Origin of the sequence: Burkholderia sp. 22PA0099, assembly GCF_047497165.1 — a bacterium.
GTDB lineage: Bacteria > Pseudomonadota > Gammaproteobacteria > Burkholderiales > Burkholderiaceae > Burkholderia.
In genome coordinates, this window is record NZ_CP163165.1 from 2,785,936 (window position 1) to 2,805,336 (window position 19,401).

The 19,401-nt window shown below is 64.8% G+C and carries 14 protein-coding genes; 4 read left to right on the forward strand and 10 right to left on the reverse strand.

Translation table 11 applies throughout. The features are described from left to right. Both AB4851_RS27790 and tssI read right to left on the reverse strand, forming a co-directional pair. The gene (locus AB4851_RS27790) at window positions 1-4,647 is read right to left on the reverse strand and encodes an RHS repeat-associated core domain-containing protein (protein WP_414449634.1); all 4,647 of its coding nucleotides are present in this window, start codon (window positions 4,645-4,647) and stop codon (window positions 1-3) included. A gap of 66 nt (window positions 4,648-4,713) precedes the next feature. Continuing rightward, window positions 4,714-7,908 carry a type VI secretion system tip protein TssI/VgrG gene (gene tssI / locus AB4851_RS27795; protein ID WP_414449635.1) on the reverse strand — a complete coding sequence of 1,065 codons (3,195 nt, stop codon included), beginning with the start codon at window positions 7,906-7,908 and terminating at the stop codon, window positions 4,714-4,716. On the opposite strand from tssI, the gene AB4851_RS27800 reads away from it, so the two are divergent. Beyond that, window positions 7,804-8,103 carry a hypothetical protein gene (locus tag AB4851_RS27800; protein WP_414452005.1) on the forward strand — a complete coding sequence of 100 codons (300 nt, stop codon included), beginning with the start codon at window positions 7,804-7,806 and terminating at the stop codon, window positions 8,101-8,103. The two genes, tssI and AB4851_RS27800, sit on opposite strands and share 105 nt — an antisense overlap. Before the next feature lie 260 nt (window positions 8,104-8,363). After that, entirely contained in the window at window positions 8,364-8,942 is a 579-nt protein-coding gene (locus AB4851_RS27805; RefSeq protein WP_414449636.1) for a class I SAM-dependent methyltransferase, read from the forward strand. 78 nt (window positions 8,943-9,020) lie between these two features. Here the strand turns inward: AB4851_RS27805 and mgrA are convergent, their stop codons facing one another. Then, window positions 9,021-10,064: an L-glyceraldehyde 3-phosphate reductase gene (gene mgrA / locus AB4851_RS27810; protein ID WP_414449637.1), complete on the reverse strand. Its 1,044-nt coding sequence runs from the start codon at window positions 10,062-10,064 to the stop codon at window positions 9,021-9,023. A gap of 176 nt (window positions 10,065-10,240) precedes the next feature. Next, entirely contained in the window at window positions 10,241-10,633 is a 393-nt protein-coding gene (locus AB4851_RS27815) for a tautomerase family protein (protein ID WP_414449638.1), read from the reverse strand. Between the two features lie 109 nt (window positions 10,634-10,742). On the opposite strand from AB4851_RS27815, the gene AB4851_RS27820 reads away from it, so the two are divergent. After that, window positions 10,743-11,660: a LysR family transcriptional regulator gene (locus AB4851_RS27820; protein WP_414449639.1), complete on the forward strand. Its 918-nt coding sequence runs from the start codon at window positions 10,743-10,745 to the stop codon at window positions 11,658-11,660. 13 nt (window positions 11,661-11,673) lie between these two features. Here AB4851_RS27820 and AB4851_RS27825 read toward each other — a convergent pair whose 3' ends face one another. Beyond that, window positions 11,674-12,663 carry an AraC family transcriptional regulator gene (locus AB4851_RS27825; protein ID WP_414449640.1) on the reverse strand — a complete coding sequence of 330 codons (990 nt, stop codon included), beginning with the start codon at window positions 12,661-12,663 and terminating at the stop codon, window positions 11,674-11,676. Between the two features lie 111 nt (window positions 12,664-12,774). Here AB4851_RS27825 and AB4851_RS27830 point away from each other — a divergent pair, with 111 nt between their 5' ends. Continuing rightward, window positions 12,775-13,971 carry an MFS transporter gene (locus AB4851_RS27830; protein WP_414449641.1) on the forward strand — a complete coding sequence of 399 codons (1,197 nt, stop codon included), beginning with the start codon at window positions 12,775-12,777 and terminating at the stop codon, window positions 13,969-13,971. A gap of 88 nt (window positions 13,972-14,059) precedes the next feature. Here the strand turns inward: AB4851_RS27830 and AB4851_RS27835 are convergent, their stop codons facing one another. The 5 genes from AB4851_RS27835 to AB4851_RS27855 form a co-directional block, all read right to left on the reverse strand. Further along, complete coding sequence (locus tag AB4851_RS27835; RefSeq protein ID WP_414449642.1) at window positions 14,060-14,671, reverse strand: ankyrin repeat domain-containing protein; 612 nt, start codon at window positions 14,669-14,671, stop codon at window positions 14,060-14,062. A 115-nt stretch (window positions 14,672-14,786) separates the two neighbouring features. Then, window positions 14,787-16,265 (reverse strand): catalase, encoded by a 1,479-nt coding sequence (locus AB4851_RS27840; protein WP_414445568.1) that lies wholly within the window; start codon window positions 16,263-16,265, stop codon window positions 14,787-14,789. Window positions 16,266-16,691: 426 nt separating this feature from the next. After that, entirely contained in the window at window positions 16,692-17,471 is a 780-nt protein-coding gene (locus AB4851_RS27845; protein ID WP_414449643.1) for a response regulator transcription factor, read from the reverse strand. A 95-nt stretch (window positions 17,472-17,566) separates the two neighbouring features. Next, on the reverse strand, window positions 17,567-17,914 hold the full coding sequence (locus AB4851_RS27850) for a DUF4148 domain-containing protein (RefSeq protein ID WP_414449644.1): 348 nt from the start codon (window positions 17,912-17,914) through the stop codon (window positions 17,567-17,569). Window positions 17,915-18,270: 356 nt separating this feature from the next. Further along, the gene (locus tag AB4851_RS27855) at window positions 18,271-19,203 is read right to left on the reverse strand and encodes a LysR family transcriptional regulator (protein WP_414449645.1); all 933 of its coding nucleotides are present in this window, start codon (window positions 19,201-19,203) and stop codon (window positions 18,271-18,273) included. Window positions 19,204-19,401: the final 198 nt, after the last annotated feature.

Consider the following 19,401-nt stretch of genomic DNA (forward strand, 5'->3'; position numbering starts at 1 on the left):
TCAAATCCCCAACTTACCTTTCATACATTTCGAGAATGCGGATGCCATCCCGCCCTGGCGTTTTGAACATACTGGGCAATGTGGCTGCACTGCCGATACCGAAGATTGATTTTTCGAATTATTCGATCCAGTTCGATAGTACTCCACCACCAATGCATCTTTATGGTCAGCAACCATCTTAGGTGCAACATTTCCACAGACAACGCATGGCACCCCTTGAACTGAAGCAGTCTGGGCAGCATTAGGACCACAGGCCGCATCTCTTTTATAAGACGACGCAATATTTTGCTTAGGTTGAAACTGCTCACGATCAGGAACACCGTATTCGTTTAACGGTATCGAAGCCCCTGCTCCGTCGGTCGTGGATGATAGACCGAACGGATCCATCCAGCTTATCGGATTCGGAGCATATTGATAGACGTTAATGCCACCCGCCAAACCGATCGGGTCGTTGCTAATGAACCTACCGGTCTCTGGAAGGTAATACCGATACCGGTTGTAATGCAGCCCCGTCTCATCATCAACCTGCTGCCCCTGAAACCGCAGCGAGTTCACAACCAAACCCACCCCAGCCGCCCCAGAAGCCCGCCCAATCACCTCCCGAGCCTCACCCCAAGCCTTATACGCCGCCTCCCAAACCACCTCCCCCGCCTCATCCGTCATCATCAACGGCGTGCCGATCTGATCACAGTGATAGAACATCACCCGCGCTTCGCTCTGCGCCACCGGCACGCGCTGAAGCGGATCCTCCTCCGGCACATACCGCGCATCGGCATGAACCACCGGCGTCTCGATCCCCTCCACCGGCTCCGACACATACTGCACCATCGGCACGAACGTCGCCGCCTCATACACATAATGCGTGCTGCGCGAATCATTCGACTCATACGCCAGCGTATCGCCATCCCAGCCGAACACCGTCCGCGAACCGTTCACCTCCTTCCCGATCCGCCGTCCCAGCGCGTCATAAAAATAGCGCGACGCACTCCGCCGGGCAGTCTCTTCGACATCCGCCGCCCGCATCCGATTGAACGCATCCCACTCGAACCGCTGCACACCGGCCGGTGAACGCTTCTGAACCAGATTCCCTTGCGCGTCGTAATCGAAGTGCGTGCCCGCATAATCCTTGAGCAGATTCCCCAGCACCTTCGGCACCGACGCCGGCAATGTACTCTCATGCCGGCCCAGATACTCGCTTCGAGTGCGCGCCGTTTCCGGCGCACCCGGATCAACAATATTGCTCGCCGGATCGAACGCAAACCGCTCGCGAAGCCCCGGCCCGATCGATTCGATCAACCGCCCCACCGGGTCGTATCGATAATCCGTCGCGCCCTTGCGGCTGTCCTCGATCTGCGTCAGTTGCCCGGCCGCGTCGTAGCGATAACGCCGCGTACTCAATGCCCCCGGTGCCTTGTCGCGTTGCACGGTCTGACGCTCGATGCGCCCGGCCGGATCGAAGACCGTCGTTTGTCCGATCCGGCTCGCCAGCGTCCGTCTGACTTCGCGGTGCAGATCATCGCGTTCGAGTTGAACGCGATCCACACCATCAACAAGCAGCCCGTGCACATGCCCGGAGCCATACATCATCCAGTCGATCGTGTGCCCGTCAGGCCGTACGGTCTGCTTACGGTTGCCCAGTTCGTCATACCCGTGATGCCACACGTAGCTGCGCTTCACGCCAAATACATCGTAGGCGTGGTGCTCCCGCACAAGATTCCCGACCGGATCGAAGAAGCGCTGCACCCAGCTGTACCGGTTGCTCGCCTCGATCAAACGCCCGGTCGCGTCATAAGCAAAGGATTCCGATTCATCGCCGCACGCGCGCTTCGCAAAGCGCCCGCCACGATCATGTTCAACCTGCGTGACGCGACCCGCTTCGTCGATCGAAGCAAGATCACCGCTCGCCTCGTCGTAAACGTATTGCGTCGACTTCCCGTCGAACTCGATCTCTTCCAGCAAGCGCCCGACCGGGTCGTACCGGAACGTATACGAAGCCTCGTTCGCATCCGTGAGGCGCACCAATCGCCCGAGCCGATCGTAGCCATAACTGAGCCGCTGGCCGAGCGCATCCACCCGCGACGCCACGCGCCCGCCCACGTCGTAGGAATACCGCGTGGCCCGCTGCATCGAATCGATCGTCTGCAGCAAGCGCCCTTCGGAGTCGTATTGAATCCGCTCGACGCCAGCCGGCGAACGCACTTCATCGAGTTGCCCGTTCGCCGCATATTGAAACGTCGTGGCGGCGCCGGACGCATCCGTCGCTTCCGCCAGCCGTCCGGCCGCATCGTAAGCCCACTTCGTGGTCTTTCCCGAACAGTCGCGATACGACAGGAGCCGCCCGCCCGCGTCATAGCTCAAGGTTTTCGCGCCGCCCTTCGCGTCGATCACGGTCGTCGGCAAACCCTGCTCGTTGTACTTGTACTTCGTCTCGTACCCGAGCGGGTCCTTCGCGACGACGACATTCCCCGCTTCGTCGTACTCCTGCTCCCACGCATGTCCGTGCGGATCGATCGTCTTGACGACCTGATCCTTCGCGTCGTATTCCATGCGGATGACGGAACCATCGGCACGTTGATGGCGAACCAGATTGCTGCGCGCGTCGTAATCGAAGAACTCTTTGCCGCCGTCGCGATGCGTGTATTGAACGAGCTTGTCGTTCGCATTCCGATACATCCATTCTTCGGCACCGTCCGGATGAATGACACGGAACGTGTAGCCCTTGCGGTCGAAGTAGTGCCGCGTGACGTTTCCGAGCGCATCGGTCACGGCCACCATGCGGAAATTCGGGTGCCAGGCGAGCGTGACTTCATCGCTGCCGTCGTCGCGATATTCGCGGAAGCAACGCGCCTTCGCGTGCGTGCCATCCCATTCGAGATTCACGCCGCGGCCGGTTCGGTCGGTGTAGCGCGTCACCAGATGGTGCCGATACCGATACTCGCGGCGGTTGCCATAGCGATCGAACGCCGCGATCAAATCGCCTTCCTGGTCGTACTCGTAGGCGGCCAACCGGCCGACACGCTCGCCCTCGGCGTCATGCTCGAAGATTTCGACGATCCGCCCGTGCGAATCGAACCTGAACGCGACCTGACGATGCGGCACGATCAAGCGGTGCAACTGTCCCAGAGCGTCGTAATCGAACGTCAACTGATTGCCGGCGCGGTCCTTGATGAAGGAAAGACGATACCGGTCGCCGTCCCGCTCGTACGCTTCCAGTTCGTCGTGCCCGCGCGTCACGGTGAGCCAGCGTTCATCGACACGCAGCAGCGTCAAACCTTCCGCCTGATCGTCGTGCGCGGTACCGATATCGAGCAACGGGTAATCGAGGCTGCGCCCCTCCGCATCGTGGTACACCAGCTTCGTTGCGTGCACATCGATGCGCGTCGTATAGGGCGTGGTCCAGCGCGGCCCCAGTTCGCCGCGCTCGTCGTTGGCGTCGAAGAACGAGCGATAAGTGCGCACCCAGGCAATCGGGATCGGCCCGTCGATGATGAAATCGTCGTGATCGATGCGCTCGTCGCCGAGCGCGAAGCCGATCGAGTTCCCCGAAGCGGCCGCTGGCGTTTTCACGGGCGTGGACAGATTGCAGCAACTGACGCCCGGATGTTCCGCCGGCCCCGTCTTGTTCTGCTTTTCGACCGCCCCCTCCCCGCGCCGCGCCTCGACCTTGGTCGAGCCCTGCGATTTCACGGCCGAAGTCTGCGTCTTCGAATGGCGCGCGCGCCAGCTCACAACGCCTGCCAATCCCGCCTCGATCAGCCAGCCGATCTTGCCGATGTCGTTGCCGTCGAGCGACTTCACGGCCTTCTGCATGGCGGGGATCTTCTGGCGCAGCCCGTTCGCGACCGCCATCAGGTGCTCGCTCGCGTGCGGATCCACCATCTTCACCGCAGACGTGGCGAGATTGATCTCGCCCTTCGCGACGATCTTGACGCCGTTCACCAGCAGCGACCCGATATTGCCCAACACGGCGCCCGGCTGATACACCACGTTGTGCAGCGCCTGCTTCCCTTCCCGCTTCAGATTGTTGACGTTGTTCTGGCTGCTGTAGTTCTCGCCGGCCGCGTGCGCGAACAGGTCGGCGAGACCGTTCATCAGCGTAGTCATGTACTCGGCGGCCTTGTTCAGCACGAAGGTCAGATCCTTGCGCACTTCGTTCAGGAAGGTCTCGATCTCGCCCGCGTAGCGCGCCTGCAAGCCGTCCGCGATCACGGCGATCACGCTGTCCCGCATCATGTTCAGCGCGGCCTCGCCCGCGGCCTTGCCGTTCTTGACCAGTTCCTCGCGCATCAGCGCCATCAACGGCCGTGCGCCCATCCGCACCTGTGCGGTGCCGGGCGGCAACGGAATGATGCCGATCAGGTCGAGGCCGAGGTTCAACCAGTCGAACATGTCGATCGGCTTGTCGCCGTGGTTGATCATCGCGCGGATGTCGTTGATCAGATCGACGGCGGCGAAGATGTTGGCGAGCACCGGAACGTTGCGCGCCACCATCTCGACACGAGCGAGCGTGACCACTCCGCCGCTCAGATCGCCGAGCCACTTGTCCAGATCCTTGAGGTTCGCCGCGACGTCCTCGGGATGGAATTTGATGAGCGGCGACACGAAAACATCGGTCGGCAGCGGTTGGATAACGGCCGGAGCGGTCATGATCGAATGGTTCTATGAATATTTTTATCGGAATGCGAAATATCGAAACGGGTCATGCGACCTGCGTCACACCATTTTCAACGCGGCGGCAGCGCCCTTCGCACTTTGTGCGAGGCCGCCAAGCTGCTGCGCGGTGTTTTTCAGCGCACTGGCCTGCGCCAGCGCGCCCTGCGCTCCCGACGGCAGGGCACTGCCCAGGGCCTGCTGCGCCATGCCCATTCCCTTGGAAGCGATCGCGCCCGTGAGCGCGGACGTTCCCCCCGAAGCAACGGAGCCGGCCAACCCGGCGACATTGCCAAGCGCGCCGCTGCTGCCCCCCATCGCACCGAGCCCCTTCGACGCAAGCGAACCGGCCGCACCGAGCATGCCGCCCACCCCACCGGACGACGCCGAGCCCACCGCACCGGCCACGCTGCTCGCCGTCTTGGCGACCGACGCCACCGACGCCAACGCCCCCGCCGAAGGCAGCAAGGACCCGAGCTGCGATTGCGCGGCCGGCCCCGCATCGGCGCTCGCCGTATCGGCGGCCGCCGGCCAGGTGGGCGGCGCGAACTCGCTGGCCTTGTCGCTCTGCACGCGCGGGTCCTTGCCGAACGCCACCTGCACCACGCCGGGCGGCAAGCCGCTCACCACGGCCTTGCCGCTCGCGTCGAGCGCGCCTTGGCGCAGCACGCCGCCGTTCGCGTCGAGCACCGAGAACAGCCCGCCCTTCACGGCCTCGCCGTTCGCATACTGATGCAGCAATTCCAGTTGCCCCGGCTGATCGGGCCGCGCGGACGGCAGCGGATAACCCATGCTGGCCGGCCCCGCGAACGTATGCGACGCGCCCTTCACGTCGACGGTGCCCGGCGCGTGGATCTCGATGTTGCCGCCCGACAGGCGGATATAGCCGCCGCCGCTGGTCAGCAAGATGCCCTGGTCGGCCGCCAACTGCACGGAATCGGTGGCGGACAGCAGCTTGACCGTCTTCTGCGCGGTCACCTCGACGTTGTCGTCCTGCGCCTGGATCTCGACCTTGCCCTTCGCGGCGAACAGCTTCATGCCGGCGCCCTGCACGAACAGGCTCAGTTTCTGGCCGATGCTCGCGATCAGCGACTTGCCGGCGACGACGTGGGTGCTCTGCCCGCTGACGAGATTGATGTGCTGCGCGGCGGCCAGGTGCACGGATTGCTGCGTCGAGATGCCGATGCCGGACGGGCTGCCGAACACCATGACGGGTTGCTGGAACACGTTGGCGCTGCCGGTGCCGCCGCCGGCCGTGTTGCCACCCGAGGCGGCCGCGCCGCTACGGCTGCTCTGCGTCGCGTCGGTCAACTCGCGCAACGCGTCGTGCGCATCCTGCAGGCTTTCGGCCTGATGCTGGACGCTGACGGACGACAGCGATTCGATCAGGCTTTCCGCGCCCACCAGTTGCTGCTGGGTTTCGCGCACGTCGAGCGGCTGGCTGTTCGCGGCCTTCGGATGCGTGGTGACGTACAGCCCCTGCGTCGCACGCACGGCGCCGTAATCGTCGGTACGCAGATCGAAGCCGCTGCCGAGATAGGCGCCGCGCGAATTGCCGCTCTGGTCGATCAGGTAGCCGAGGTGCAGCAAACTGTTCGCACTGCTGCTCATCAGTTGCAGGCGGTTCTGGCCGGTGGCGTCGTCGAGCACCATCTGGTTGTAGCCGCTGCCGGCATACTCCTTCGAGCGGTGGCCCGACAGGATGCCGTTGCTGTGCCATTGCGGCGTGGCCTGGCCGTTATAGACGCGCGCCACGGCGATCGGCCGATCGCAATCGCCGCCGATATGGTCGATCAGCACTTCCTCGCCCACGCGCGGCATATGCACGCCGCCGTAGCCGCCGCCGGTATCGGATTGCACCACGCGCACCCACGTCGACGCGCCCTGGTCGCCGGGGTTCACGCGGTCCCACACAAAACGCACCCGGATGCGGTTCAGCTCGTCGGTATACACCTCCTCGCCATCCGGGCCGACCACGATCGCCGTCTCCAGATGCATCTCGGGCTTGCGATGATCGACGGGGCTGCGATACGGCACATTGGTGCGCTGCGCCTCGACCGCAACGCGATAGAACCCCACCGAGCCATCGTCGTGCGCGACCTGGGTGGCCGGTGTGGCCGCCTCGCCGTCCTCGGCACGCGCCTCGGCCAGCGCGGCTTCGAGGCTGTGCGGAAAGTGCGGCGCGCCGGTCACCGGCAGGTTGTTCTCGATCCACCACGCCACCTCGATCGCGGCGAATTCGCGCTGCGCGGCGGGGTCGCCGTCATGCACCGGGTGATCGGCCAGCGTGAAGCGGCGGCCGGCATCGAGCGCACGCACGCCGCCCGCGCCGTGAAAGCGCTTGGCCTGCGACTCCCATTCCTCCATGCGGACCTGCGAGAGCTTGTCGCCGTGCGACTGGTCGCCGAACGTATAGCCGCCGGTGTACTCGTACACGTCGAGCTGATCGGGCAGCGCGCCCTGGTTGCCCATGGTCGGCGTCTGCGTGCCTTTCGGGTTCGCCGACACCGACGGGTTCTTGTAGTCGAACGTGCGCGTGGTCAGCGTGACGCTCTGCAGCGTGCGCGTGCCGGACCACTGCGTCAGCGCGTCGGTTTCGGCGCCGGTCGCCATGCGCGCGAAGTTGACGGTAGCCGGCGATAGTTCGGGCAACGATGCAATCGCATCGGTCACGACCAGCGTATGCGATTTACCATCGCCGCCCTGCTCCCAATAACCGAACCAGCCTTCGCTCTCGAACAGCCGATGGACGAAATTCCAGTCGGTTTCGCTTTGGCGCGTATAGGAACGATTCGCGGCCGGTTGCGACAGCGCGAAACGGAAATGCCCCTGCGCCTCGGGGTGTGCATTGAAAATATCGGTGACGATCGCATCGGCGCTCTTGTCGATCCAGATTTTCTGGTCGCGCCGAAAATGCAGCAGATGCAGCCACGCGCTGACGGTCAATTGATATGTGGTCAGGCCACCGTCGGCGCCGAGCCGGCGCGCGGTGAATACATGGCCCTGAATCGGCCGATAACTGGCATCGGCCTGTTGAATCCACAGCGTGACCGCTTGCGCGATCAGCGATTTCAACGCGATGTCGTCGTCGGAGGAAACGACGTCGAGCGTAAAGGTGTAATCGCGCCCCACCGTCGAACGGCCGACGACGCGTTGCACGACCAGTTTATCGGCCCCGAGCGGGGTATCGAGTTTCACGAGCCGATCCTGCTGAATCACACCGGCCTGTATCGCCCCCGCGATATCCTGCACGTTCATGGTGGTTCGCCCTTGTTCTTATCCAGCGCTCTCGGAAAGCGTCTGATCAATCGATTGGCGATTGTAACCGGCGAGTTAGTCAATCGTGAACGCCATGCCGATGACAATCGAGATTTCACCTTCTTTCAACAAATCGATTATTCGATAACAGGCAATTCATGCCGAATCAAAATGATCGAGATAAAGATCGAGTAATTTTTTCTCATCGTTATTGCCCCGTTTGATCGGCGATTCATGACGGCAAGATGGCATGGGCCTTACGCATCGGACAGATCCGGCCGGTTCGTCCCAAGAAAATGAAACGAACTATGACGAGCCTTTTTTCGGCCACAAAACGATGCAACACTACGAGTCGTTTTGCTTTTCCGGCTGCGCCCGCGCGGGCAGCCATCGCGTTTCCTCTACCGTTCCGGTGCGCGCGCCTTGCGCTCACCTTCTCACGAGGTGTTCGCCACATGCGACTCCGAAGCGCATCGTCCGATCTGTTGTTCTTCCTGAGGTCCTGGTTCGAGAATCCGCTGAACGTCGCCGCGATCGCGCCGTCCGGCGAGCCGCTAGGCCGCCTGATCACACGCGAGATCACCGGCTCCGACGGCCCCGTGCTCGAACTCGGCGCCGGCACCGGCGTCTTCACCAAGGCGCTGCTCAGGCGCGGCGTGGCCCAGCGCGACCTGATCCTGGTCGACAACACCGACCGTTTCGCGGCGCTGCTGACTCAGCGTTTTCCCGACGCGAAGATCGTGATCGGCGACGCAGCCCGGCTCGAATCGCTCGGCGTGGCGCTGCCGCAATCGGTCGGCTCGGTGGTCAGCGGCCTGCCGCTGCTGTCGATGCCGAAACCGAAGGTGGCCGCGATCCTGGGCGGTGCGTTCCACTATCTGCGCGAAGACGGTGCGTTCTTTCAGTTCACCTACGGGTTTCGCTGCCCGATTCCGCGTGGCACGCTCGACGCGCTGGGCCTGAAGGCGACCTGCGTGGGCCGCGTGATCCGCAACCTGCCGCCGGCCGCTGTTTACCGAATTTCACGCAAATAAAAACGGGCGGCGCGAAATCGCTCGCGCCGCCCGCTTCCATCCTGCGATTCAACGGCGGCAACCGGCCGCCATGGTCGTTCAGCTTGCGCCGATGCCCGACGACACCTTCCAGAGATCGACGTTGCCGTCCTGCGCGTGACGATCGATCTCGGCCAGTTCCTCGGCCGTAAACGTCAGTTGCTTGACCGCGTCGAGCGAATCGTCGAGCTGCGCCACCGTGCGTGCGCCGATCAGCGTGGACGACACGCGCGGGTCGCGCAGCGTCCAGGCGATCGCCATCTGCGCGAGCGTCTGGCCGCGCCGTTCGGCGATCGCATTCAGCGCACGGATGCGTTCCAGGTTCTGCTCGTTGAGCATGCCGGCATTCATCGAGCCGCTGCGGCCCACGCGAGCGTCGGCCGGCACGTCCTTCAGGTATTTCGAAGTCAGCAAGCCCTGCGCGAGCGGCGAGAAGCCGATGCAGCCCACGCCCAGTTCCTCGAGCGTCGGCAGCAGGCCGTGCTCGATGCTGCGGTTCAGCATCGAATAGTTCGGCTGGTGAATGAACAGCGGCACGCCCTCGGCGCGCAGGATCTTCTCGGCTTCGCGCGTCAGTTCCGGCGAATACGACGAGATGCCGACATACAGCGCCTTGCCCTGCCGATGCAATTGCACGAGCGCGCCCATCGTTTCGTCGAGCGGCGTGTTCGCGTCGACGCGATGCGAATAGAAGATGTCGACGTAATCGAGCTTCATGCGGCGCAGGCTCTGCTCGCAGCTCGCGATCAGGTGCTTGCGCGTGCCGGTCGGGCCGCCGTACGGGCCGGGCCACATCTGCCAGCCGGCCTTGGTCGAAATCACGAGTTCGTCGCGATACGGCTTGAAGTCGGCGGCCAGCCAGCGCGAGAAGTTCTCCTCGGCGGAGCCGGCCGGCGGGCCGTAGTTGTTGGCCAGATCGAAGTGCGTGACGCCGCGATCGAACGCGCGGCGCAGCACGGCGCGGCCCGTCTCGAACACGTCGACGCCGCCGAAGTTCTGCCAGAGGCCCAGCGAGATGGCGGGAAGCACCATCCCGCTGCGGCCGACGCGACGGTACGGCATCGCGTCCTTGTATCGATTCGAATCAGCCAGATACTGCGTCATGGGTCGTCTCTCCTGAACCGTGGGACTGCCCGGCTTCGCCGTTGCGAAACCGGGCGGGTCGCCTGCAAAACGCCAAGTGTAGGGACAGCCGGCAGTTCAGGGAAATGGATTCTGCAGATCGCATTGATCTATTTGCGGAATAGATCGGCGAACCCGCGCGATGCTCGCGCGGCCGCTCAATCCTTCGGCGCGTATTGCATGTCGCCATTGCCGAACGACCAATCCTCGCGCGCCACGTCCACCAGGCTGATCCAGACATCTTCCTTGCGCAGGCCGGTTTTCGCGTGAATGCCGTCGGCCACGGCGCGATAGAACGCCTTCTTCACGTCCACCGTGCGGCCGGCGTTCCAGGTGACCTGGATGAACACGATGCTCGGCGTGTACGTGACGCCGAGATAACCGTCGGCCGGATAGATCAGCTCGTCGGGCGCGTGCCGCGAGATGACCTGGAACTTGTCGTTCGGCGGCACGTTGGCGACGGTGGTCATCGCTTCGTACACCGTATCGCTGATCGCCTTGATGACTTCGGGCGAGGTGTCCTTGGACAGGCTGATTCGTGCGAGGGGCATGAGATTCTCCGTGGAGGATGCGGCACTGGCGTGCAGCGGATGTTCAGAGTAGGCTGACGGCCAAGTTTCCACAAGAGAATGATATTCATCATCAACATGACGAATCGGAATGATGATTGACGAACTCAGATCGTTTATCGCGGTGATCGACGCGGCCTCGCTCACGCGCGCCGCCACCGGCCTGTACGTGTCGCAATCCACCGTGTCGAAGCGCATCCAGCGGCTGGAAGCGATGCTCGGCGCGACGCTGTTCGACCGCAACGCCAAGCCGCCGCGGCCCACCGCGCTGGCGGGCCGCATCTACGAGCAGGCCGTGCCGCTGCTGCGCGCGCTGGAACAGCTGCACGACATCGCGCGCGACGACGCCGCGCCGGTGGGCACGCTGCGCTTCGGGCTGCCGCAGGTGCTGGCCGATATCGTGATGTTCGATGCGGTGGTGGCGATGAAGCAGCGCTTTGCGGCGCTGGAGGTGAAATTGCTGACCGACTGGAGCACGCGCCTGCAGGACAGGATCGAGCGCGGTGCGCTCGACGCGGCGATGCTGATGTTGCCGGAAGACGCACCGCTGCCGGACGGCCTGGCCGGCAGCCGCGTCGCGCGCTTCGACGTGAAGGTCGTGCAGAGCGCCGCGAAGCCGCTGGCCGAGCGCCGCGCGGCCATGGCATCGCTGGCGGCGCACGAATGGATTCTGAACCCGGACGGATGCGGCTATCGCGCCGCGCTCGAACGCGCGCTGGCCGACCAGGGCCATGCGCTTCGGCTCGGCGTGGATACCTATGACACGGACATGCAATTGCGGCTCGTCGCCAACGGGCTCGGCCTCGGGCTGGTGCCGCACGCCGTGCTGAAAGCCAGCCCGTGGCGCCGCCAGTTGCGCGTGATCGAGGCCGGCGATTTCGACCTGAAGCTCGATATCTGGCTGGTGTTTCCGCCGCAGCTCGGCAACTTCAAGCGCGCTGTGGCAGTGCTGACCGAATCGGTCGCGGCGTCGTTTGCCGATCAGGCGCGGCAGGGCAAGGGCCGCTGAAGCGAGGCTTGCCTCAGCCCGCCACGCCCTCGCCCTGCGCGCGCACCGCGCCGGGCGGCCGGCCGATGGTGCGCTTGAACGCGCGGCTGAACGCGGCGAGCGAACCGTAACCGAGCCGATACGACACGGTCTCGATCGGCTCGCGGTCGCGCGCGATCCACTGCGCGGCCAGCCGCATGCGCAGCTCGGTCAGGTAGCGCACCGGCGTCATGCCGGTGGCCGCCACGAAGCGCTCGGCGAACACCGAACGCGAGTTGCCGGCCTCGGCGGCCAGCTCGGCCACCGTCCAGTTGCGGCCCGGCTCGCGATGCAGCGCGACGATCGCGCGGCCCAGGCGCGGGTCGCGCAGCGCCTGCACCCAGCCCTCGGCATCGCCGCAGCCGCATTCCACCCAGCCGCGCACGATGAACGCGGCCACCACGTCGGCCAGCCGCGCCAGCACCGCCGCGAAGCCGGCGCGCTCCAGACACGATTCGCGCTCCATCGCATCGAGCATCGCGCGCAGCTCGGGATAGCGTTCGAGCAGCGTGCCCACATGCATGATCTCGGGCATCGACGCGACCAGCGGCTGCATGCCGCCGAGGTCCAGTTCCATCCAGCCGCTGAAGATCAGCACGTCGTCGGCCACCTCGCCGCTCGCGAGCCGATCCTCGTGCATCGCGTTGATCGCCGCGATCGTTTCGCACAACTTCGAAGAATCGAACTCGGTGATCTCGGTGCACGCAACGTCGGGCGCCGACAGCAACGAATGCAGGCCGCCGTGCGGCATCAGCACGGCATCGCCCGCGCGCAGCTCGATGGTCTCGCCGCTCGCCGCGCGCAGCAGCGCCGTGCCGCGCCCGACGAAGTGGAACTGCGCGCAATCGGGCGCGTTGTTCAGGCGCATGCCGAACGGCGGCGCGACGTGAATGCGCCGGTATTGCACGCCCTTCAGGCGCATGCCGAGCAGCAGCTCGCTGACGAGATCGTGGCTGTCGGGGTCGAATCCGCGGGGTTCAGGCATCGTTGTTTCGGACGATTGATCAAGTTTTGCGGATTGTATGTCATAGACCGTCATCCCGCTGATCCGTAATCTGTGCACTCGTCGTAAACCCTGAGCGGACGCTACACACCCATGGAAATCGCCACCCCCACCCCCGACACCGCGATCCCCGTCGCCCATCCCGCATGGAGCGCCGTGTACGCGATGTCGCTCGGCGTGTTCGGGCTCGTCACCGCCGAATTCCTGCCCGCGAGCCTGCTCACGCCGCTCGCCGACAGCCTCGGCATCACCGAAGGCACGGCCGGCCAGGCCGTCACCGTGACCGCCGCGGTGGCGCTCGTCACCAGCCTGCTGACCGCCGTGGCGACGCGCGGCATCGACCGCCGCCGCGTGCTGCTGGCGTTCTCGCTGATGCTGATCGCCTCGAACGTGCTGGTGGCCTCGGCCAGCGGCTTCGGCGCGATCCTGATCGGGCGCGTGCTGCTCGGCATCGCGCTCGGCGGCTTCTGGACCATGTCGGCCGCCACCACCATGCGGCTGGTGCCGGCCGCGATGGTGCCGCGCGCGCTGTCGATCATCTTCAGCGGCGTGGCCGTGGCGACCATCGCCGCCGCGCCGCTCGGCAGCTATTTCGGGCACCTGATCGGTTGGCGCAACGTGTTCTACGCGGCGGCGGCGATCGGCGCGATCGCGTTCGCGGCCCAGTTCGCCACGTTGCCGTCGATGGCGCCGAGCGGCACCACGCGCCTGCGCACGCTGATCGACGTGCTGCGCCGGCCGACCGTCGGCATCGGCATGTTCGCCGTCACGCTGGTGTTTACCGGCCACTTCGCGTTCTTCACCTACCTGCGACCGTTCCTGGAAGACGTGGCCGGGGTGGGCGTCAACGCGCTGTCGGCGATCCTGCTGGGCTACGGCGTGGCGAACTTCCTGTTCACGCCGGTGGCGGGCCGCGCGCTCGAACGCGGGCTGCGGCCGATGATGATCGCGATGCCGGCGCTGATGGTGCTGCTCGGCGTGGCGCTGTCGCTGTTCGGCCGGCTGCCGCTGGTCGATGCGGTGCTGGTGGCCTTGTGGGGCGCGGCGTTCGGCGGCGTGCCGGTGGCCTGGTCCACCTGGGTCACGCGTACCGTGCCGGACGAGGCGGAAAGCGCGGGCGGCCTGATCGTGGCGGCCATCCAGTTGGCGATCTCGCTGGGCGCGGCGGCCGGCGGGGTGGTGTTCGATTCGCGCGGCGCGACCGGCGTGTTCGTCGCGGCGGCCGTGGTGCTGATCGTTGCAGTTGCAACGATCGTGGCCGGCGTGCCGGTGCGGCGCGAACTGAAGTAAGCCACCCGGCTCCTGCGAAGCAGGCCGCACGCGTCTCGTTCCGGCGAGCGCGTGCGGCCTGTTTTCAATTGGGCGGCCGCCTGCCGGTTCAGCGCGTCGCGCCCACCGTCAGCAGCGCGTGATAGGCGGCATCGTTGCCCTGCGCCTGCGCGAGCCGCAACGCCGTGGTGCCGCGCGCGTCGGCGTGATCCGGGTCCGCGCCGCGCTTGACCAGTTCGGGCAGCAGGTCGAGCCGCCCGAACAGCGCGGCGAACGACAGCGCCGTCTCGCCCGAATGGTTGACCTGATCGATCGCGCACGACGTGTTCATCAGGCGCCGCGCGGTGTCGAGTTCGCCCTTGAAGATCGCGCCCATCAGCGCGGTGTTGCCGTTGCGGTCGCCCACGCAGGCGTTCGCGCCGTGCGACAGCAGGAAATCCATCGCCTGCGGCTGCGCATCGTAGGCCGTCAGGATCAGCGCCGTATAGCCCTGGCGCGTCGACGCGTTGATCGGGTACCCCGCCTGGAGCAGCGCGTCGAGGATATCGGTACGGCCGAGCCGGGCCGCGGCGAACCAGTCGTCGTCGTAATGATGAACATCCGGCACCGCAGCGCCGGGTTCCGGCTTGTGGAGCACAGGCGCCGTGCAGGCGCCGAGCGAAAGCAGCAGCGCGGCAAGCGCGGCCTTGAAGCGGAGGGAGTCAATGCTGCGGAAGGGCATGTCATAAGGCTCCGTCGAGAAATGGGGCATGCGATGCGTGAGCCGGCGGGCGAGCGCATGGCCGATGCGCCCGCCTGCCCTGCCGGTGCCGCGCGAGGCGGCACCGGCACGCCGCTTACTTGTCGCTCAGCGACGCGGCTTGCGACTGCACACGCGACAGATCGGCGTGGGTCGCGGCGGCCAGGCGCTTGCCGTAATCGGCATCGGCCTTGTAGAAGTACGACAGCATGGTGATCTTGTTGTCGTCGTTCGTGACATGGTTCAGGTCGGCCGACAGCGCCGTCACCAGATCCGCCTTGCCCTGCGACGACAGCGACCGGTAATACTCGCCGGCCTGGCCGAAGTTCATCGTCTTGTGGATCGCGGCCTGCTGGGTGGTGCCGTGCAGCGGCGTCTGCACGTACTTGTATTGCGGGTCCTGCGGGATCTCGCCGAGCGTGGACGGCTCGTAGTTGACCTCGCCCTTGCGGTCGCCCGCATTCATCAAGCCATCCTGATTATTGTTGACGACCGGCACGCGCGGGCGGTTGATCGGCAGCGAGTTGAAGTTCGGCCCGATGCGGTACATCTGCGTATCGGCGTACGAGAACATCCGCCCTTGCAGCATGCGATCTTCCGACGGCTCGATGCCCGGCACCATGCGCGACGGCGCGAACGCCGATTCCTCGGTCGTCTCGAAGTAGTTGTCCGGCACGCGGTTCAGCACCATCGTGCCGATCTTGCGCTCCGGCACGTTGCTCCACACCTTGGTGTCGTCGAGCGCATTGAAATCGAACTTGTCGAGATCGTCCGGGTTCAGAACCTGGATATACAGGTCCCACTTCGGATCGTCGCCGCGCTTGAGCGCGCCGTACAGATCGTTCGACATCAGGTTCCAGTCGCGGCCGATCGAGGCCGGGATGTCCTTCGGACGAATCCCTTCCATGCCCTGCTCGCTCTTCCAGTGGAACTTCACGTAATGCACCTGGCCCTGCGCGTTGACGAGCTTGAACGCGTGCACGCCGAAGCCGTCCATGCGCCGGTACGAATCGGGCATGCCTTCGTCGCTGTAGAGGCGCGTCAGCATGTTGGTCGCTTCGGGGGCGTGCGCGAAGAAGTCGAACGCGAGGTTCGCATCCTGCACGCCGGTCACCGCGCTCGGCTTGTTGGCGTGAACGAAATCGGGGAACTTGATCGCATCGCGGATAAAGAAGATCGGCAGGTTGATGCCGACCAGATCCCAGTTGCCCTCGCTCGTATAGAACTTGGTGGCGAAGCCGCGCGGGTCGCGCGCCTGTTCGGGCGAGCCGCGATAGCCCATCACCGTCGAGAAGCGCACGAACACCGGCGTGTGCTCGCCGGGCACGAACACCTTGGCGCGCGACAGATCGGAGATATCCGCATCGGCCACGAACTCGCCGAACGCGCCGGTGCCGCGCGCATGCACGACGCGCTCGGGAATCCGCTCGCGGTCGAAGCGCTGCAGCTTTTCGATCAGATGGGAGTCCTGCAGGAGGACCGGGCCGGCGGGGCCGGCCGTTTGCGAATTCTGGTTGTCGCCGACGGGCGAACCGTTATCGCGCGTCAGGTTCGCGGCAAACGCCGACGACGACATCAGCAGGCCGACAGCCACCGGAATCGCCCAACGCGACTGATTGTTTTGCTTCTTCATTTCGTCTCCGTGAGGAAGTGATACCACTGGGGATGTGGCAAATCGGGACGAAATGGATGCTATTTATTCGAAGCAAAACGCTCCAATTGGAATTCGCAATAGCGGAAATAGCGATGCTCAATCAGATGCCCGGATCGGCTGGCCACGGTCTTTCGTGACCGCCTTCAAACCCTTTCCTGAAAAGGCTTGCAGCCTTTCTCAAGCAACCCTCAATTGATCAGCAATCCGATATTTCTCCGCAACTCAAAGCACGATTTTAAAAATCGTGATAGCCATTTTCGGATAATTAATTACTGCAACGCATCAATGGCAATTGCCGATTTTTACCGGGTGCAATCGCACATCGGAAATAATTCACTCGTATTTCTGTCAGGCGTGCAGGCTGTCCGTCATCCGCGTCTCGTCGGCGCGTGCGCGCGTGGCCGCGCCATGCTCCGGCTCCGCGTCGACCGCGCCATCGCCCGAAAAATAGTAGCCCGCGCGGCGCACGGTGCGAATGAAGCGCTTGCCGTTCGGGTCGTGCAGCTTGCCGCGCAACTGCTTCACATGCACCTCGATCAGGTTGGTGCCCGGATCGAAATGATGCTGCCATACGGCCTCGAGAATCATGCGCCGCGTGACGACGCGATCCTGGTTCAGCATCAGGAATTCGAGCAGCCGGAACTCGGTGGGGCGCAGCATCACGAGCGTCGAATCGACGAACACGATGCGCCGGATCCGGTCCAGCACGATCCCCGCCGCATGCAGTTGCGCGCTGGCCGACGGGTCCGCCGGCAACGGCGCGCGCGATTGCCGCCGCAGCAGCGCCAGCGTACGGGCGCCCAGCTCATCGAAGTCGATCGGCCAGGGCTGATAGTCGTCGGCACCGGCCTTCAGCATCCGCACGCAGCGCTCGATGCTGCCGGTCGCGTCGGTCGCGAGGATCGGCACGCTCACGCCGGTTGCGCGCATCGCGCCGACGATGGTCGGCCCGTCGACGTCGGCGATGTCGTGCGCGACGATCACCAGCGCATAGCCGCCGCCCGTCACGCGATGCAGCGCGTCGCGCGCCGTGACCGCCTGTTGCGGCCACAACCCTTCCTGCCCGAGTACCGCCGCGATCTGCCGGTACTGCGCATCGTCGGGTTCGATCACGAGGATATGGCTCATCGGCGGCCTCCCATCGGTTGCACGGGTTCGGTCCTGCGGTTCGACACGCGCGGGCGGGATGCGCCCGCGCGACGCTTCGACACCGGCCTCATGGCTCAGCTGCCGAAGTACGTGTTGCAGAAGCTGGCCGGGCCGACGCAATCCGCGTTGCTCATCAAGGCCGAGGTTTGCGTCTTCGGCATCGCGGCGCGTTGCGGTTGCTGCGGTTGTTGTGCTTCTTGTGCTTGTTGCACCTGCTCGGCGGCCACCTTCGCTTCGGCGGCTTGCAGCTTCGTCGGGTAGTCGGTGTCTTCGCCGGCCGACGCGTTGTAGCCGGCTTGCTCCAGTTGCACGAGTTCGGCGACGACCTGGGCGCGCGTCAGCGGCGCCTGCGTCTGTGCGAACGACAGCGACGGGATCGTGATGGCGCAGAGTGCGATGGCGAGAGTGGTCAGCTTGTTCATGGTCAGTGCTCCAGATAAAGGTTGGGGATGCGTCGATCGGTGCGTTTCGTATCGCCCGAATAACATTCGGCATCCTGATCAATTTGAGGATTTCCCTCGGTTCGTCAGGCCTGTCTGCTTCGCAAATCAAGGCCTGTCAGATGTGCTAACACCGCCTCGATGCGAATATTCCGGCTCGATGCAAAAAACTTTGATCGCCGGTGTTTCCGAGCGTCGCGAGCGCGTCGCTCAATGAATAGATCGTGCGGTGCGGGAGTTGGGTTACATGCGTCGCACGAAAAAGTTCGTGGACGTCAACGCAGGAAAGAAGAAGCAGACGCGGCCGGCGGCCGGCGCGGGAAGATGGCGAAACGGGTTCAGGCGGCCCGCTTGCGGCGGCGTTTGGCAACAGGAAGAAGCGAAGGCAATGGCGCCTCGGCGGGCGGCACGAGCGCCATCAACGCCTGCGCGGCCGGCGACAGCGAGCGCCCCTTCAACCACACCATATGCAGTGCCCGCTCGATGCGCGGCGCATCGACCTCGACGAGCCGCAGGTCGCCGCGCGCGATCTCGTCGCGCACGCTGAGCACCGACAGATAGGCCAGCGCCGGCTGCGCGATCAGCATGCGCTTGATCGCCTCGGTGTCGCCCACCGACATGCGCGGCACGATCGGCAGCCCGAGTTTCGCGTAGGCCTCCTCGACGATCGCACGCGTGCCCGAGCCCGGTTCGCGCAGAATCACGGCGCGATCGGCCAGCACGGCCGGATCGAGCCGCTGGCCCGCCAGCGGGTGATTCGCGGCGGCCACCACGGCGATCTCGTCGGCGCCGATCGGCCTGGCGTCGAATACCGCGGCATCGAACGGCCCCTCGACGAAGCCGAGCGTGAAGCGCATCTCGCGCAGCCCCGCCTCCACTTGTTCGGTGTTGGCGACGGCCAGCTCGATGGCGACGCGCGGGTATTGCGCATGAAAGCGCGACAGCAGATCGGGCGCCCAATAAACGCCGAGCGTATTGCTCGCGCCGATCTTCAATTGCCCGGCGCCCAGCCCCGCCATCTCGTGCAGTTCGGCCTGCGCCGCATCGGCCAGCGCGAAGATCTGCGCGGCGTGATCGAACAGCACGCGCCCCGCCTCGGTCAACGCCACGCCGCGCGGCAGCCGGTCGAACAGCACCAGGCCGAGCCGCGCCTCCAGCTCGCGAATCTCGCGCGTGACGGCCGGCTGGCTGACATGCAACCGCTCGGCGCCCGCGCTGACGCTGCCGGCGCGGGCCACTTCGTAAAACGCCAGCAAATGCGTGAAATTCATCGGGTCGGGTGTCGGAACGCGGTGACAGGGGTGGACGGCCGGCAGGTCGCGCCGTTCGTTGCCCTCGCAGGCAAACACCGTGGCGCGCCGTTTATTCCCGGTTCGAGGAAAAAAGCGTGCCGAAAAGCATATCAAAAAAGCATCGCATCGATCGTTAATATGTATTTTTTATATCCATGCCGCGTCACTAGACTCGTT

What these genes read in the sequence shown, in the direction of transcription:
- AB4851_RS27790 (WP_414449634.1), bottom strand. Translation starts at nt 4,647, where the DNA reads ATGACCGCTCCGGCCGTTATCCAACCGCTGCCGACCGATGTTTTCGTG.
- tssI (WP_414449635.1), bottom strand. Translation starts at nt 7,908, where the DNA reads ATGAACGTGCAGGATATCGCGGGGGCGATACAGGCCGGTGTGATTCAG.
- AB4851_RS27805 (WP_414449636.1), top strand. Translation starts at nt 8,364, where the DNA reads ATGCGACTCCGAAGCGCATCGTCCGATCTGTTGTTCTTCCTGAGGTCC.
- mgrA (WP_414449637.1), bottom strand. Translation starts at nt 10,064, where the DNA reads ATGACGCAGTATCTGGCTGATTCGAATCGATACAAGGACGCGATGCCG.
- AB4851_RS27815 (WP_414449638.1), bottom strand. Translation starts at nt 10,633, where the DNA reads ATGCCCCTCGCACGAATCAGCCTGTCCAAGGACACCTCGCCCGAAGTC.
- AB4851_RS27820 (WP_414449639.1), top strand. Translation starts at nt 10,743, where the DNA reads ATGATGATTGACGAACTCAGATCGTTTATCGCGGTGATCGACGCGGCC.
- AB4851_RS27825 (WP_414449640.1), bottom strand. Translation starts at nt 12,663, where the DNA reads ATGCCTGAACCCCGCGGATTCGACCCCGACAGCCACGATCTCGTCAGC.
- AB4851_RS27830 (WP_414449641.1), top strand. Translation starts at nt 12,775, where the DNA reads ATGGAAATCGCCACCCCCACCCCCGACACCGCGATCCCCGTCGCCCAT.
- AB4851_RS27835 (WP_414449642.1), bottom strand. Translation starts at nt 14,671, where the DNA reads ATGCCCTTCCGCAGCATTGACTCCCTCCGCTTCAAGGCCGCGCTTGCC.
- AB4851_RS27840 (WP_414445568.1), bottom strand. Translation starts at nt 16,265, where the DNA reads ATGTCGTCGTCGGCGTTTGCCGCGAACCTGACGCGCGATAACGGTTCG.
- AB4851_RS27845 (WP_414449643.1), bottom strand. Translation starts at nt 17,471, where the DNA reads ATGAGCCATATCCTCGTGATCGAACCCGACGATGCGCAGTACCGGCAG.
- AB4851_RS27850 (WP_414449644.1), bottom strand. Translation starts at nt 17,914, where the DNA reads ATGAACAAGCTGACCACTCTCGCCATCGCACTCTGCGCCATCACGATC.
- AB4851_RS27855 (WP_414449645.1), bottom strand. Translation starts at nt 19,203, where the DNA reads ATGAATTTCACGCATTTGCTGGCGTTTTACGAAGTGGCCCGCGCCGGC.